Genomic DNA, 16,493 nt, shown 5'->3' with positions numbered 1-16,493 from the left:
ACACCTAACTTTATATATGGCTGTGCTGGAGGTTGCAGAAATAGTTATTGCTATGTTATGCATCACAACTATGAAACATTGTATATAAATGAAAATATAGATCAAATACTTGACGTATTGGATAAACATATAGCGAGTTTACCAACTAAAATTTCCAATTAAACAGATTCTAAATACTGGACATATGATATAGGTTGCTCTACCGATATAAGTTTGCATTGGAAACACACCAATTGGTTAAAGATATTTAATTTCTTTAAAGAAAATTCGCGTGCTAAAGCAACTTTTGCTACTAAATATGTCACTCCTAAATTACTTAATTTTAATCCTGAAGGCAAAGTAAGAATCAGATTTAGTTTGATGCCGGCAAGGATGAGCGATATATTAGAGCCAAAAACGAGTCCAATTATTGAGAGGATAAAAGCAGCGAATATTTTTATTGAATCAGGTTACGAAGTTCATCTAAACTTTTCTCCTATTATTGCTTATGAAGGATGGCTCACCGAATATGCAAAGTTATTTGAAGATTTAGATCAATACATAAACAGTCAATATAAACCGTTTATAAAAGCGGAATGCATATTTTTAACGCATAACGATAAGCAGCATGAGAGAAATATTGCCTCAAATAGATTGGAGAGTGAAGCTTTAATTTGGCAACCAAAACATACAGGAAAATAAAGTAAGTGAATACGGAGGTAAGGCTGTACGTTATAAAGCTGGTATTAAGAGTAATTTTATCCAACGATGGAGCGTGGTGTTGCATGATAGGTTGATTCCATGGAATCAAATACGATATATCTTCTAATGCTTCCTACTTATCAAGCTTACGAAACAAAAACATAAACTCCTGTCTACTAAATTATAATTTTATATTACTGCAGTTAAAAAAGCAAAAAATTTGAGAATTACAGTTATAATTTATATAGTCAACTAATTTTTCAAAAATTAATTTATATTTCTTTACCATCACAAGAAAATTCCTAATCTCAAGGATTATTATAATAATAAAAAATCACTTGCATGAAAATAAACTTATGATATGTTTCTTCACGTTGGGTTTCAATTTTATCTTCCATAAAAGTAACCCAACACTACTATCTCTCAACTGATAGGGAGTATAGTGTTAGTTGAGTACAAAAGTAAAAATATAAAAAACAAATAAAATATTGAGTAAACAAAAAGTCTTTTAGCTTGTTTGTTATCAGGGGTATCATAGAATAAAGAACCGGCATAATATAAAAATACTAACCCAAGAATACCGGCAATTATTAAATATATAAAATTACTCATTCCGATAAAAAAAGGCATTAGCGAAACAATAAATAATAAAATGCTGTAAATTAGAATTTGTTTTTTAGTATATAAAGCTCCTTTTATTGCAGGCATCATCGGTACTTTACAGTTTTTATAATCTTCGTTACAGAATAAAGCGAGAGCCCATGAATGCGGCGGCGTCCAAATAAAGATAATCAAAAATAATATAACCGACTGAAGAGATATAGTATTACTTACTACTGCATAACCTATTACAGGAGGCAATGCCCCCGATACTCCGCCAATAACGATATTTTGTATAGAACGACGCTTTAACCAAATAGTATAAATACAGATATAATAAAAAATAGTGAATAGCAGTAAAAAGGATGCAAGTAGATTAACACATAAAGCCATAAAAAATACTGCAAAAAATCCCGTTATCAAACCAAAAGATAAAGCCTCATCAGGTTCTATAGCACCTCTGATGACAGGTCTTTTTTGAGTACGTTTCATTAAGCTATCGATGTCTCTATCGTACCACATATTAATTGCCCCTGCACTACCTGCACCAAGAGCTATGCAAACAACTGCAATACCGGCAATAAACGGATGCACAGAATAAGGAGCAAGCCACATACCTACAAAACCCGTAAAAATTACAAGCGACATTACACGCGGCTTCATAAGTAAAATATAGTCTTTAACAGTACTCTGTGAATGATTAATTTTATCTAAATTTATCGACTTTATTAAGGAACTCATATGAAATATTTTTTAATTGAATATAAAAAGTTTTAGGTTAAAAATCAATGATTGACTTTGATGCAAGAAATGTATATATTTTCTTGTAATTCAAATAAAAGTTAAGGATATTATCAGTGACAAAAATTGTTCGTTCTAAATATAAAGCTAGTAGAAGACTTGGAGTAAGTCTATGGGGTGATAGCAAGGATGCTTTCAATACACGAAATTATCGTCCCGGACAACATGGGCAAAATACCATGATTAAAACTTCAGATTACGGTTTACATTTAAAAGCTAAGCAAAGATTAAAATGCCACTACGGTCGCGTCACTGAAAAACAATTTAGAAATATTTTTGCACTTGCTCAAAAAATGAAAGGTAATACCGGTGAAAACTTCATTGGGCTACTTGAAAGTAGACTTGATACGGTAGTTTATAGAATGAATATAGCTCCAACTATTTTTGCTGCAAGACAGTTAGTTTCACACGGTCATATTAAATTAAACGGTAAGAAAGCCGATATTGCGAGTATACGCCTAAAGGAAGGCGATGTTGTAGAAGTTAAAGAATCCGTAAAACAGATAGCACTTATTCAAGAATCCGTTTCAAAACAAGGTCAAACAACTCCCAATTATTTATCATTTGATGTACCTTCATTAACCGGTAAATATTTAAGAGTTCCTGCTCTTTCTGATGTTCCGTATCCTTTTGAAGCAGAAGTTCATTTAGTAATCGAGTTGTATTCTCGTTAATACATAATACTGTCTTTACAAATTAAGTCCACTACTCTAAGAACGTTCAGAATGTCATTCCCGCGAAAGCGGGAATACAGTTAAACATATAAAAACTTGTTTTGTATATGTTTATTTTTATTAAATATACGTTATTTTTCTAGATTCCCGCTTTCGCGGGAATGACATAGAATCGTTGTATCGAACCACGTAACAATGCCTTTCAACACTCACTAATAGCAATTATAATCAAATTTTAATTATAGTCAATTCAGCCCCATTTGGTGACAGGCGTGAGGGTAGAGCCTATAATAATAAGCGAGACGACGAGCAACGTGCTACTTGCGTAGGGATCAATTGATTATATGGGAATTTTTTAAGATTTCTTTATAGACTTCAAGATTTTTTCTAAGCATCAGATCAAGGGAAAAATTATTAATTACTGTATGTCTTGCTGCTTCTTGGATTTTCTTAGCAGTATCGGTACCTAAAATCGAGAAACAATAATCAATTTTCTGTGCTAATGCGTCAGCATTATTGGGTTCTACGTGGAAACCGGTTATATTATTATTTATTGTTTCTACTGCCCCGCCAATATTAGTTGCAATAACAAGCTTCTCCATCGCTTGCCCTTCTATAATAGTACGACCGAAAGCTTCAGGCTCGATTGAGGCAGAAACGATAATATCAGAAATTCCGTAAAGATTTATTATATCTGAATCGTTACCGAAAATTTGAATTTTATTTTGAAGTTTTAGATTAGCTATAAGCTCTTTTACTCTATTAGTAAAATTAGGATGTCTAGATATATCACCGACCATTAAACAATAAAAATCTCTATGTTTTAACTTACTTAATGCTTCTACTAAAACAAGATGCCCTTTCCAGCTTGTCATTCTAGAAGGCATTAATATTATCGGCACGTTGCTCGGTGCATCATATTTATCACGACATTTTTTAAGTTTTTCCGGCGTTAAATTTGCCGGATCAAAATAATAACAATTCACTCCACGCTCAATTACTACTATTTTATTTTCATCAACTTTATAGTTTTCGAGCAAATGTTGTTTTACAAAATTGGACACGGCAATAACTGTCTCGCCTTTTAGCATTATGCTATTATAATATTTTTTAAAACTATTCGGAATATTATAAACCCCGTGAAAAGTAGTCAAAAATTTAGCATTTGTCCATTTTGTTGCTAGATATGAACTCCATGCCGGTGCCCTTGATCTTGTATGCACTATATCAACATTATATTTTTTAATTATTTCTGCTATTAATCTTGCATTATTCAGAATTACAAAAGGATTTTTACTGCTACTGTTCATTTCAATATGCAATATATCTTCCTTATCTAACTCTTTTACTAAAGTACCGCCTGCTGAAATTATGATAGGAGTATGACCAAGAATTTTAAGATATTTTGCAACTTCTATAGTACCTCTTTCAACCCCTCCCGAAACTAGAGCAGGCACTACTTGCAAAATAGTATATTTATTGTATCGTTTACTTAACTTTAATGAAGGCATTAAATCTCAATCTATTAAAATAATTATTTAAAATGCACAAGCTTTATAATAGCACACAAGACAAATTTATTGTCTATAATAATTATAGAATAATTAATACAAATATTCCATCTGTAATTTTTTTACACGGCCTGATGTCTAGTATGCAATCAACTAAAGCTCTTTATTTAATAGATTATTGTAAAAAAAACAATTATAATTTTATTGTTTTTGATAATTTCGGTCATGGAAACGCATCAGGACGATTTGAGGATCAAACAATTAGTGATTGGTTAGAGGGAATCTCGCTAATTTTAGACAAGTTAATAGATACAGAGGCAATATTAGTCGGTTCGAGCATGGGAGGATGGCTAGCACTCCTTGCAGCTTTAAGATTTCCTAATAAAATAAAAGGACTTGTATGTTTAGCTCCCGCTCCCGATTTTACCGAAGATATTTGGCAAAATATATCGCTAGACGATCAAAATAAGATGCAAAAAGAGGGAATGCTAGAAGTAAGCGGTAAAAATTGCGAACATAAATATCCTATTAGCTATAAACTAATAGAAGATGCAAAAAAACATTTACTGCTAACAAAAAACAAAATTGATATAAATATACCGATGCATCTAATTCATGGTATGTTAGATGAAGATGTACCTTATAATGTTTCAACAAAATTATTCGAAAAAATAGCCGGTAAACAAATAGTATTAAAATTAATTAAGGATGGTCACCATAATTTATCTAGAGAAGAAGATTTAAAGGTAATGACAAATTCCTTAGAAGAAGTAATAAGTGACGTTACAAAATAAAGATAGATATGCGGGCATTGTTGCGTGGATCAATTCCACCCCTGTCATCCCGCGACTTGATCGCGGGATCCAGTTAAAAATACTAAAATTATCAGTACTTTAAGTTGTTTTTCTGGACCCCGTGGTCAAGCGAACTAGGTGACACAGTGGGTTTTATCGATCCACGCAACAATGCCCGCCCGTAATGACGTGACGTAGAATTTTAAACCATCAATAAAAAATAAATATGTATAGCAAAATAAATAAAGTTCATGATTTTAAAGAAGTTATAGAAGCAATAGAGCAAGCCGATAATACTAGCTTGGTGCTTTTTGATGTAGATGAAGTAATTGTAATGGATAGTGATGAATCTAGGTTAACACATGACTATAGAAAAGAATTAGTAAGCAATATTGAAAAAAGACTTACCAAAAAAGAATGTGAATTATTACTTAGCATTGTTCTTAAAGATAGGAAAGCTAGATTTGTTAACCCAGATATCTTAACAATATTTGCTCTACTTAAAGAAAAAAATGTACCGGCAATGGGTCTTACTAAACTTCCTACCGGCAAATTCGGTGCAATTGAAGATATGATCGAATGGAGAATTCGTGAATTAGCCGAATTAAAGGTAAATTTTCAAGAGTTTTCACCTTTGAAAGATGAAATAATAATCGAAGCTTTTAGTGCCGGCTACGGTAAACCTACATTAAAAGACGGAATAATTTACACCGCAGAATATGATAAAGGAAGTGTGCTTGAATATGTATTACGTAAAACGAATTATTATCCTAAATCAATAATATTTATTGATGATATAGAAGAAAATTTATTATCATTACAAGAAACTTGTAAGACACTAAAAATGAACTATCAAGGATTTGAATTTATGGGTTCTGCTATCGTTCCTGAACCTGATCTTGATGAACAATTAGAAAAAATTAGATTTGAAGTTCTAGAAAAAGAATATAAATGGTTAACAGATACGGAGCTTAAAACACTAAAAAAGTAATCTCATGTTTATAAAGTTTATTAATTTACTTATTTTACTTATTTCATTATCTGCGATAGCAAATAATGAAGTAACCACAAACATTATCGGTGTAAAAGCAACTAAAGTACAAATTGCCGAGCTTTATGACATATTTAATATTGTAGGGCAATGCCAAAATGATAATAGCCGTGATTATTATGCTAATGCCACCGGAGTAGTTGAAAAGGTCTCGGCACATCAAGGAGAAATAGTAAAAAAAGGGGATATATTGCTAGTTATAGATAAAAACATAGCAGAAACCACTAAATCTAGAGCAGCAGCTTTATTAAATACAAAACAAGAAGATTATAATAGAAAAGAAGCTTTATTTGCTAAAAAATTTGTAAGCAGCGAAGAACATAAAAGATCAAAAAGCGCACTTGAAGATGCAAAATTTAATTATTCCAAAGCTCTAAAAACATACAACGATATGATAATTACTGCACCCTACTCCGGTAAAATAGGTGTAATTAAGGCTAAAGTCGGTGATGAAATAAAAATTGGAGATTATCTCTTTAGCATTACCGGAACAGAAAACTCACAAAGTATTTTCATTGAATTACCGGAATCTTTAAGCGGAAAAGTTGGAGTCGATACTGAAGTTTTAATTGCAGGAAAAATTAAAAGCAAAATCGGAGCAGTATCGCATTACTTATCAGATAACGGTACTATTACCGCTAAAATTATTTTACCGTATGAAGATACAGACTTTTTGAATAACAAAGCTAATAAAGAGGAATTTGAAGGAAACACTTCACCTCGCACCGCAGCGTACAAAGAAGTACGTGAGGATGCGAGTACCGGATTGACGTACAAATTACCTTTAGAAGCGAGTTATTCAAAAAGTCTACTGCATAATAGCTTTGTAGATGTTATGCTTATAATTAATCCCCATAAAAATCTAACCGTTCCCGAAAGTTGTATTCAACGAAATAATCAAGGTAATTTTATTTATAAAATAGACGGTGACACATCTAAGCAATTATACGTAAAAATCGGTACACGCACAGAAGGTTTAATTGAAATTATCTCAAACGATATTAAGGAAGGCGACTTAGTCGTTACCGAAGGTATGACTAAAATCGGTGATGGATCAAAAGTGAAAATACTTGAGGAATAAACTAATTAATTGCTTCTTTTAAAAACTCTTCTGCTGAATTTACAGCTATTAAACTCTCATTATGATTTAGAAACCTTCTTACTGCTCTTGCTATTGACGTAGGGGAATTAGGATCAAATGTCTCTTTTGGGTTTGCTACATCTCTTACATAATCTAATTCAGATGCAATAATAGGTATTTTATATTCTGTAGCCTCAATTAAAGGCAAACCTAATGACTCTGACTTTGAAGGGTAAATTAATGCTGAAACTTGTGTATATAAATCTAACACTTCGTTAGAAGATATTTCTCCTAGGTTAATAACATTTAGTTTATATTCTTGTATATATTTTTCTAATTTTTTAGCCGATTCAGGATATAACTCAACATTTACAGTTAAAGCAAGAGATGGTTTTATGCCTATATCAGCAAGAATTCTCCATGCTTTCAATAAATTAATATGGTTTTTGTGCGATTCCCCACTAGCAGGATAAATAAAATCAAATTTTTTAAAATCTGAATTTTTCTTTTTTACCTGATTATTTTGAGGGACAAAAGCTAGTACAGCGATATCAATGTCTTGACTTAAAAACTCCTTAGCAACTCTTAGCATAGAAGGAGTTTGTACTATATATTTTATATTGTTATATCTAGAACCTAAATGTAACCAAATTTTTTTTAATGATGTTAAAATTGAATGGTTATTGTTTTTTAGAGGTTCTAATAAAATACGATTTTGTAAAAATACGATTACTTTACCTTTTATAGGAAATAAAGGAGGTAACCCATGAAAACATAGCACAATATCATTGATTTTACAATTTTTCTTTAATTCCCATTCGGCTAATAACCGTGATTTAATAAAAACAATATTTTTTATAGAATTAGATAAATCTAATTTCGTTTTTACCCTTTCATCTAAATATATATGTTTCCAATTATTGGTAAAATCTTTACTATTTAGAACTTCTTTTAATAATATTAAACCTCCCCCTGTATGAATACTAGGAGCATAAAATATAAGATTATTTTTTAGTGTTTGTTGATACGCTTCCTTATCCATCTATATATTTTTGTAATTGTTGTATTTATCCCATGCTCTCTTAAAGAATATATTATTTCTGTAATTATAAAAACCCAAAATCCTGCTATAACTTTCTGCTCTGCCATAGAAAGAGCTAATTTATATGATTTCATGTATCCATTTTTCTTTAAAAAAGCAGCAATATGAGATAAAAATTCATTAGTAGACCCTTCTATTTCGATCATTTCCTCTTTTGTTAATTTTTTTAAAAAACCTGACCATAAAATCTCATATTCCTCTAATTGATTTAAAGCGGTATTAGTAGTTTGTTCAGAGTGTAGCCGAGACTTTATAAGAACTTCATGGTCAAAATAAACAGGGGCTACTCGAAAAAGTTTAAACCATAAATCATAATCTTGAGTATATTTTAAAGACTCATCAAATAAACCAATTTTTTGAAAAAATTTGCTAGGAATTAATAATGTACATCCATGAATTAAGCCATGCAAAAGCGAAAATAGTGGAATGTCTAATTTTTTTTTTGAATATCTTTGATCTAGTTTTACAAAATATAAAGAACGTGATTTTTTGTCGATTAGTTCATAACCACAATAAACAACAGTATCTTTATTATCTAATTTACTTAATATATTAACTTGATGTTCAATTTTATTAGGTAAATATACATCGTCATGACTGAGCCATGAAAAATATTCCCCTTGCATATTTTTTATGCCACAATTTAAAGCTGAACCACACCCACCGTTCTCTTTATAAAAATAACGTATTTTGTCCCCGTACGATAATGCAATAGCTTCTGTTGTTCCATTATCTTTTGAACCATCATTAACAACAATAATTTCAATATTTTTGTAAGTTTGAGCTAAAGCACTATCTATAGCTTCACGCATATAGTGAGCACCGTTATATACAGGAATAAGGATGGAAACTAGAGGAGTGTATATGTTTTGCTTCATCTAACTCTTCAATCCTAAAAATTTGAAAAATGCATCTTTCATACAATCTAATGTAAAATCTCGAAAAAAGCATTCTGAACCGTTTTTAGCAAATTTTTTATAAGAATCTTCATCAGTTATTACCTTTTCAAGCTCATATATTATTTTATCAGCAGCAAGAGAATTACATAAATACCCTGCATTATTTTCTGCTATATATTTGCTTGGTGAAGAATAGTCAGGAGCATGGCAAAAGACCGGTATACCGGAAGCAAAATATGTAACTAATTTTGAAGGAAAACTCGTACTTGATTCTTTATAAAATTCTTCAGAAAACCAGTAAGGCATATAAAGAAGATCTGACTCAGTAAGTAATCTAATGGTTTCTTCTTGAGAACGCCATCCTAAATACTCAAAATTAGCAGGTGATTGCGTAAATGCTTGAAAACCTCCACCCATTACCCGAACTTTAATCTTTCTGCCCGCAATAATCCAGTTAGCTTGATTAAGAGCATTAATAAGACTTAGCCATTCAGCTTGAGCATAAAACTGTCCTGCCATACTAATTATAAATTCACTTTCATCTCTATAAGAAGTAGAAAGTAATCGGGCGAATTCTTTTGGTAATCCTGCAATTACCGGTATAGTAGATATATTATATTTAGCCTTATAACTCTCAGACATCGCCCATGAAGCAGTAGCACAGCAAGTGCTATGTTTAATTACTTCATCAAATTCTTTTAAAAGCCTTTTTTGAGTAAACTCATCAATTTTATTAGCTCGAAGCCACCACTCAAAAGGATCCCATATTTGAGTAAATAAAGATACTGTTAGCTTTTTAGCTAAAGGTTGTGTTAATCTAATTATAGTCTGCCCTTGCAATACTGCCCATATAGCATCAACTTGCTGCTCTTTAGCAAATTTTATTATTTTAGGAAGTAAAAAATATTTTACTTTTGCAGCATTAAATAACTCAAAACTATAAGCAATTAAGTCTCCTATTTTTCCTTCTTTATGTCTTCTAGCGGCTTCAATAGGTTTAAATAATTTTAAGTGAGGAATTTCTTTTAGTTCTTTTGATATTTTAAATTCTAGAGTAGGATTTGCAACACTACAGATAACAATTTGATCTAAAGGTAGAAATTTTACTAAAGGATATAATACTAACCCTGCCGTATAATTCTCACACGGCGGTATATCAGTTAAAAGTAAAATTTTCATTTATTTAAGGTCTCTTTATAAATACTTACTAAATTTTTTATGTGCATATCTTGACTATAATGTAATTCAGCTATTTTCCTACCTTTATTACCTCGCTCTAAACGCTCTTTCGGATTATCAATTAATTGCTTTATAGCATATGATAAAGCGTTACTATCACGCATTGGAACAGAGATGCCGACTTCCGGAGCAAAAGTTACTTCAGGCAATGAATTATCGCCGTCAAAAACTATTACCGGTTTACTGCATGCCATAGCTTCTATTGCCATAACACCGAATGCTTCCGCAACAGACGGCATCAGGAAAATATCACAAGCAGCTAAAGCATCTCGGAGTAATACATCATCATTAGTCCAACCAAGCTCAATTATCTCAAATTTTCCTCTAAAACGTTCTAGTATATTATGCCTACCAACCGTTAAAAGACATATAGGTTTTGTAGTTTCTAATTTTTCTAGTGCCTCCATAATATATTGGTAGCCCTTAAAATGAGTATCTTCAGAACGAAAACATATTACTATTTTATCTTCACTAATATTAAAGCGTCTTCTTGCATTTGCGGTGAAATCGGAAGAGAAAAATTCTAAATCTATACCAAAAGGTAAATGATGAACTTTAATTTCTTTACTATTAAACAGTGGAGAGGCATTAACCATATAGTGCATCCATTTTGATGCTACAATTATGTTAAAATTAGCTTTCTCATAAGCCATACGTTTATAGTTAAATAAAAATCTACTATTATCTTTTTTCATTGCAAACGGAGTTTTAAGATCAGGGCAAACGCCGCAATCTTTTTTCCAGCCTAAACAACCCATTGGATAAACACAACGTCCGGTCATTGCCCAAGGGTCATGTAATGTCCAAAGAGTAGGTTTTAAATCTGTGATCATTGATAAATCGCTAATACTAAAGTAACCGGAATGTATAATATGAAGATGTATTAAATCCGCCTCTTGAAAAGCCGGCATTTTTATTATTTTAGGAACATTACGATACAGCATAGATTGTAGAGAAGCTTGTTCTTCTATTAATTGAAGAATTAAATTTACTTTTCTTGTTACTATACCCTCAAATGTTAGTACTTCAGGATCCTTAGTATCCTTAGCCCATACTAAATGCTTAGATTCAATACCATATTTTTTTAAAATCGGCGTTATAGACAAACCATGAAACCTACGACCCGGTGATTCATAACCATTTATTTGTAATATTTTCATTTAATTAGACCTTATTAAACGCTATATCCCTCATATTGCTCTTAATTTATTTAACATTCTGCTTATTTTAGCGTAAATCTTTATAAAAATAGAGCGATTCTCATTACTGATGTTTAGTTCTTGCTCCTTGATTTTCAACTGTTCTTTAAGTATTGCTAATTCTTCAGTACTAACGATTAACTGATCTGTTAATTGGTCTGTAGTAGATTTTAATAATTCTTGCAAATTATTTATTTGTACATTAGCAGAATCTAGTAATTTTTGTAAATTATTGATATCTTTAAATTGTGAAGCAAATTTATTTATCTTAGATACATATTCTTGAGCTGTATTAATAGCAAAATTTATTTTTTCACTCTCTACTATTTCTAAAATTTCTTTTAAAGACGTTGTTGCTCCTTTCTCAATTAATAGCTCTGTTGTGCGTTGACACTTCCATAAACCACATTTTAAACTATTTTTTACAATTTCACTGTTTATAACTTTTTCTCTAAAGTCAGGACATGTAGCTTTAAAATTTTCTAAATGATTTGTAGTATCAAATAAAATCTTTTCTCCATATACGTCATTAAAATAATTTTCGGTATATACTATATTTTTTATTGCATAAAACCCTCCATAAGGAGTAGTAAGAAGCTCACCCTTAGCATTATGAGTATGTAATTCTTTACATCCTATAATACTCCATCCGGGAAAATCTTCTGGATGCCATCCGGATTTATGTTCTTGCCATTCTCCTCCATGTAAATTCCAACCGTCGGTATCATGTACTTCTTGCGGCATAAAACCCAAAGGGGTAAATATTATAATTTGTTTGCGAGCTACCCGTTCGCATTCAATTAACACTGCTTTCCCGATTTCTTTAGGCATATGCTCTATAACATCTATTAAAAATATTGAATCAATCGATTTATCGGAAAATGTAGTAAGAGTAGCTTTTGCATCTAAAGGAATTATTATTGAATTAGTTCCTGATAAATTCTTTTTTAATATTTCAGCATATTCTTGATATGGTTCTACACAAATAAGTAAATCAGGAACTATATATTGTTGCGGACGAATCCCGCATCCAATATCCATAATACTGGAAACAGAACTTATAAATTCTTTTATTTTAGTATGAAATATATCTGCCGAATACCATTCTTCAACTATTTTATCTTCTTCTGTCATTTAAACCAAACCGTACGGTTAACATAATCAACATAACTTAAAACTATACGTAATATTTTCTTTGATACAAGTCCTGCTTCTGCATAATCCGGTACAATATTTTGCATACGTTTGTTATTTTCGTGTTCTTCCGTAATAGCTTTCACCGATTGCAGTACCCGCTCAGCCTTAAAACCCGACATAATTAACGTGCCGACATCCATACCTTCAGGACGCTCATGTGCTTCTCTAATATTTAAAGCAGGTAAATTAAGTATCGATGCTTCCTCGGTAATAGTACCGCTATCGGATAAAATACAAAATGTATTCATCTGAAGCTTGACGTAATCCGTAAACCCGAAAGCCGGCAAAAATCTTATTTTATCTCCTAACTCCTTAAACCCTTCCAAATCTTCGAGCCTTTTTTTAGTCCTTGGATGTGTTGAGAAGATTACGGGCAAATTATACTCTTTAATAAGCGTTTGTAAACTACTTAATAATTCTTTCAGATTATTTTTTACATCAACATTTTCTTCACGATGTGAGCTAATTAAGAAATATTGTTTTGATGTAAGTGATAATTTTTCTAGAATATCAGATTTTAATATTTTAGGCATAAAGCGGTCAAGGACCTCAGGCATATGTGAACCTGATTTAAAGGTAAGCTCAGGCGGCAAGCCTTCAGCAATTAAATAACGCCTAGCATGCTCGGTTAATGTAATATTAACGTCGCTAATATGATCAATTATTTTACGGTTTATTTCTTCAGGTACTCGTTGATCAAAACAACGATTTCCTGCTTCCATATGGAAAATCGGAATTTTACGGCGTTTAGCGGCAATTGCCGATAAGCAAGAATTAGTATCACCGTAGAATAAAACGGCATCAGGTTTTGCTTTCTCAAGAACTGCGTCAACTTTTTCAATAATAAGCCCGATAGATTTTGCAGTATTGTCTGCTGCTACTTCTAAGAAATAATCAGGTTTTCTAATTCCCATATCATCAAAAAAAACCTGATTTAATTCATATGCATAATTTTGACCGGTGTGAACTAGGATGTGATTAGTATATTTATCAAACTCAGAAATTACGCAGCATAGTTTAATAAGTTCAGGACGAGTACCGACAATCGTCATTACCTTAAGCATTTTTTAGCTCCTCTTGTACGTAATCAAGAGTCAGTAATAACTCCTTTACTTCTTCTAAATTTAAACGTCTTGTATTATGCGAAGTGTAATCATCTAAAAGCGCTACTTTCTTTTCACCTTCAACAAAATATTTTGCATAATTAAGATCACGTCCATCCATAGGAATACGGTAATAACCGCCTAAATCTTCAGCCTTTGCCATATCTTCGGATGATACTAACGATTCATAATGCTTCTCTCCATGACGTGTACCGATAAAGCGTATTTTATTTTTGCTACCGAATATATCTTGTAACGCTTTTGCAAGTACCTCAATTGTACTTGCCGGAGATTTTTGTACGAAAATATCACCCTGACGACCATGCTCAAACGCATATAAAACCAAATCTACCGAATCTACTAACGACATTAAAAAACGTGTCATTGACGGTTCGGTAATGGTTAATTCCTTACCTTGTTTTATTTGATTGATAAAAAGAGGAATTACCGAACCTCTAGAAGCCATAACATTACCGTATCTAGTAACACATAGCACTGTTTCATTCATTGAACGCATACGTGCTTTTGCTATTGCTAACTTCTCCATTAACGCTTTAGATAATCCCATTGCATTAATCGGATATACGGCTTTATCCGTACTAAGAACTATAACTTTTGCAACTTTGTTATTAATGGCTGCACTTAAAACATTTTCAGCACCTAACACATTAGTATTGATTGCTTCCATAGGATAAAATTCACAAGTCGGAACTTGTTTTAAAGCTGCTGCATGAAATACGTAATCTACACCATGCATCGCCTCATCAACACTTTTATAATTACGCACATCCCCGATATAGAATTTAAGTTTCGGATTACTTAAAGCAATACGCATATCTTCTTGCTTTTTTTCATCCCTACTGAAAATTCTAATTTCTTTAATATCGTTAATAATATCGGATTCAAGAAAACGAGAAAGCACCGCATTACCAAACGAACCGGTGCCTCCCGTAATCATTAAAGTTTTATCTACAAACATTATATAAATACCTATTTTAAAAAATTGTAATGTCATTCCAGCGTAGGCATTGTTGCGTGGATCGGTTTTTCCGTTGTCATCCCACGACTTGATCGCGGGATGACAAGCTCATCAACCAAACTCATACATATTTTTTACAAGCTCACGCCAATCAGGCGGAGTATATCCCGTCACCTCATTAAAACGAGTAGCATCAAGTGAGCGATCTATTACAAGCTCATCTGACGGAATAATATCGATTTCTTTATTATATATTTCCGCTACTAATTTTAACAATTCTAACTTATTAATCGGTTTTGATGCAACATGATAAAGCCCGCGTAACTCTTTATTAGGCAATACAAAATCCCTTATTATTCTTGCAAGCTCTACTGTCGGAAAACCTGAATAAATAGCTTTCTCAAAACCTTTTACTGAACCTTCTGCACTTAAAAACCAATTGGTTAAACTGCTATTTCCTGCTAGCTCATGACCTATAATGGAAGTACGCAGCGTAATAGCATTAGGGTAGTCTACCTCACCAAGAAGCTTAGAACGTCCGTAGAGATCATAACAATCAGGAAAATCACTTTCCTTATAATTACCTTTTTTTCCTGAAAAAACACAATCCGTACTAATATGAATTAATCTACTACCTACAAGCTCGCATAAACCCGCTAATCTATGCGGTAACAAACTATTTATCGGCAATGCTTTTAACGGATCACCCGCATCTGCTAGTTGTTTTACAAGTCCTATACAATTTATTACTATATCGGGTTTTGTTTTATTAAATACTTCAACTAAAGAATCATGGTTCTTAACATCTACATTTGTAATTAATTTATCGGATAAATCCTTAGAAAAATAAGAACGAGCGGAATTATTTCGGGCTGTCGCATAAACGTCAAATTTTTTATCACTGCTTAAAAACCTAAATATGCTATTACCTAGCATACCGGTAACACCTAGAATTAATATTTTCATGGTATATTTTATTTATTTTTATCGCACCGTTTCTATCATAAATAATATATCTTTACAATAAGGTTTTTGCAAAGCTAGAAAGACATTGCCTAAAAAAGTGATTTTGTTTTACCCGACTCTTAAAAAAGACCTTATTGTCATTCCCGCTTTCGCGGGAATGACATCAAAACATTAAGGCTTTCCAAGCAATGCTTTTTAGGCAATACCGCTAGAAATATATAATTATCAACGAATCAATTTATCTCTTCTTCTTTTCTCATGAGCTTTAATTCTTAATATAAATCAATATCTTTATACTTATCGAGTATATTTCTTGCTTTTTCTATATTTGGATGAAAAGTTGATATTATTAATTCTGAATCATATTGGTTTTGCATATTCATCCACCAGCGAGGATTAATATTAAAATACTTACCTAAACGAGGTGCGGTATCAGCAGTAATAGAGCGATGATGCTTAATTATATTATTGATTCTAGTAACAGGTACATCAATATCACGAGCAAGTTTACTTTGGCTAATACCCATAGGCTCCATAAATTCTTCTAAAAGAATTTGTCCCGGTGAAATAGGTGGTAATTTGTTTGTCATAAATTCTTTCCTAATTAATTAATAAT

The 16,493-nt window shown here is 31.9% G+C and carries 16 protein-coding genes; 5 read left to right on the top strand and 11 right to left on the bottom strand.

Features of this window, described 5'->3' with window-relative positions; translation table 11 throughout:
• The first annotated feature begins 213 nt into the window (after positions 1-213).
• The gene (locus ACIAS7_RS04870) at positions 214-681 is read left to right on the top strand and encodes a spore photoproduct lyase family protein (RefSeq protein WP_473198441.1); all 468 of its coding nucleotides are present in this window, start codon (positions 214-216) and stop codon (positions 679-681) included.
• A gap of 423 nt (positions 682-1,104) precedes the next feature.
• Here ACIAS7_RS04870 and cyoE read toward each other — a convergent pair whose 3' ends face one another.
• Positions 1,105-2,022 carry a heme o synthase gene (gene cyoE, locus ACIAS7_RS04865; RefSeq protein ID WP_473198440.1) on the bottom strand — a complete coding sequence of 306 codons (918 nt, stop codon included), beginning with the start codon at positions 2,020-2,022 and terminating at the stop codon, positions 1,105-1,107.
• A 116-nt stretch (positions 2,023-2,138) separates the two neighbouring features.
• Here cyoE and rpsD point away from each other — a divergent pair, with 116 nt between their 5' ends.
• Positions 2,139-2,756 carry a 30S ribosomal protein S4 gene (gene rpsD, locus ACIAS7_RS04860; RefSeq protein ID WP_473198439.1) on the top strand — a complete coding sequence of 206 codons (618 nt, stop codon included), beginning with the start codon at positions 2,139-2,141 and terminating at the stop codon, positions 2,754-2,756.
• 332 nt (positions 2,757-3,088) lie between these two features.
• Here rpsD and ACIAS7_RS04855 read toward each other — a convergent pair whose 3' ends face one another.
• Complete coding sequence (locus ACIAS7_RS04855) at positions 3,089-4,267, bottom strand: glycosyltransferase family 4 protein (RefSeq protein ID WP_473198438.1); 1,179 nt, start codon at positions 4,265-4,267, stop codon at positions 3,089-3,091.
• 32 nt (positions 4,268-4,299) lie between these two features.
• Between ACIAS7_RS04855 and ACIAS7_RS04850 the strand changes: the two genes are divergently transcribed.
• From ACIAS7_RS04850 to ACIAS7_RS04840, 3 genes are all read left to right on the top strand, one after another.
• Positions 4,300-5,061: an alpha/beta hydrolase gene (locus tag ACIAS7_RS04850; RefSeq protein ID WP_473198437.1), complete on the top strand. Its 762-nt coding sequence runs from the start codon at positions 4,300-4,302 to the stop codon at positions 5,059-5,061.
• A gap of 226 nt (positions 5,062-5,287) precedes the next feature.
• Positions 5,288-6,052, top strand: coding sequence for a DUF2608 domain-containing protein (locus tag ACIAS7_RS04845; protein ID WP_473198436.1), 765 nt, complete (start codon positions 5,288-5,290; stop codon positions 6,050-6,052).
• 4 nt (positions 6,053-6,056) lie between these two features.
• Positions 6,057-7,193 (top strand): efflux RND transporter periplasmic adaptor subunit, encoded by a 1,137-nt coding sequence (locus ACIAS7_RS04840; protein WP_473198435.1) that lies wholly within the window; start codon positions 6,057-6,059, stop codon positions 7,191-7,193.
• 1 nt (position 7,194) lies between these two features.
• On the opposite strand, the gene ACIAS7_RS04835 is transcribed toward ACIAS7_RS04840, so the two are convergent.
• From ACIAS7_RS04835 to ACIAS7_RS04795, 9 genes are all read right to left on the bottom strand, one after another.
• On the bottom strand, positions 7,195-8,235 hold the full coding sequence (locus ACIAS7_RS04835) for a glycosyltransferase (RefSeq protein WP_473198434.1): 1,041 nt from the start codon (positions 8,233-8,235) through the stop codon (positions 7,195-7,197).
• Positions 8,205-9,173, bottom strand: a complete 969-nt coding sequence (locus tag ACIAS7_RS04830) for a glycosyltransferase (RefSeq protein ID WP_473198433.1) — start codon at positions 9,171-9,173, stop codon at positions 8,205-8,207. The genes ACIAS7_RS04835 and ACIAS7_RS04830 overlap by 31 nt, the downstream gene beginning before the upstream one ends.
• Positions 9,174-10,373 carry a glycosyltransferase gene (locus ACIAS7_RS04825; protein WP_473198432.1) on the bottom strand — a complete coding sequence of 400 codons (1,200 nt, stop codon included), beginning with the start codon at positions 10,371-10,373 and terminating at the stop codon, positions 9,174-9,176. It lies immediately after the preceding gene.
• Positions 10,370-11,593, bottom strand: coding sequence for a glycosyltransferase family 4 protein (locus ACIAS7_RS04820; RefSeq protein ID WP_473198431.1), 1,224 nt, complete (start codon positions 11,591-11,593; stop codon positions 10,370-10,372). The genes ACIAS7_RS04825 and ACIAS7_RS04820 overlap by 4 nt, the downstream gene beginning before the upstream one ends.
• Before the next feature lie 30 nt (positions 11,594-11,623).
• Positions 11,624-12,766, bottom strand: coding sequence for a methyltransferase domain-containing protein (locus tag ACIAS7_RS04815; RefSeq protein ID WP_473198430.1), 1,143 nt, complete (start codon positions 12,764-12,766; stop codon positions 11,624-11,626).
• A complete protein-coding gene (wecB, locus tag ACIAS7_RS04810; protein WP_473198429.1) occupies positions 12,763-13,893 on the bottom strand; it encodes a non-hydrolyzing UDP-N-acetylglucosamine 2-epimerase in 1,131 nt (376 codons plus the stop codon). Before wecB ends, ACIAS7_RS04815 begins: the two co-directional genes overlap by 4 nt.
• The gene (capD, locus tag ACIAS7_RS04805) at positions 13,886-14,911 is read right to left on the bottom strand and encodes a UDP-glucose 4-epimerase (RefSeq protein WP_473199420.1); all 1,026 of its coding nucleotides are present in this window, start codon (positions 14,909-14,911) and stop codon (positions 13,886-13,888) included. Before capD ends, wecB begins: the two co-directional genes overlap by 8 nt.
• 111 nt (positions 14,912-15,022) lie before the next feature.
• The gene (locus tag ACIAS7_RS04800; protein ID WP_473198428.1) at positions 15,023-15,877 is read right to left on the bottom strand and encodes a dTDP-4-dehydrorhamnose reductase family protein; all 855 of its coding nucleotides are present in this window, start codon (positions 15,875-15,877) and stop codon (positions 15,023-15,025) included.
• A 272-nt stretch (positions 15,878-16,149) separates the two neighbouring features.
• Positions 16,150-16,467: a HigA family addiction module antitoxin gene (locus ACIAS7_RS04795; protein ID WP_473198427.1), complete on the bottom strand. Its 318-nt coding sequence runs from the start codon at positions 16,465-16,467 to the stop codon at positions 16,150-16,152.
• Positions 16,468-16,493 lie beyond the last annotated feature (26 nt).

The sequence above is a fragment of the Rickettsia sp. 109562A South Dakota genome (assembly GCF_055791265.1).
The sequence above is the reverse complement of the archived record's forward strand: the minus strand, read 5'-3'. Positions and strand labels throughout refer to the sequence as shown.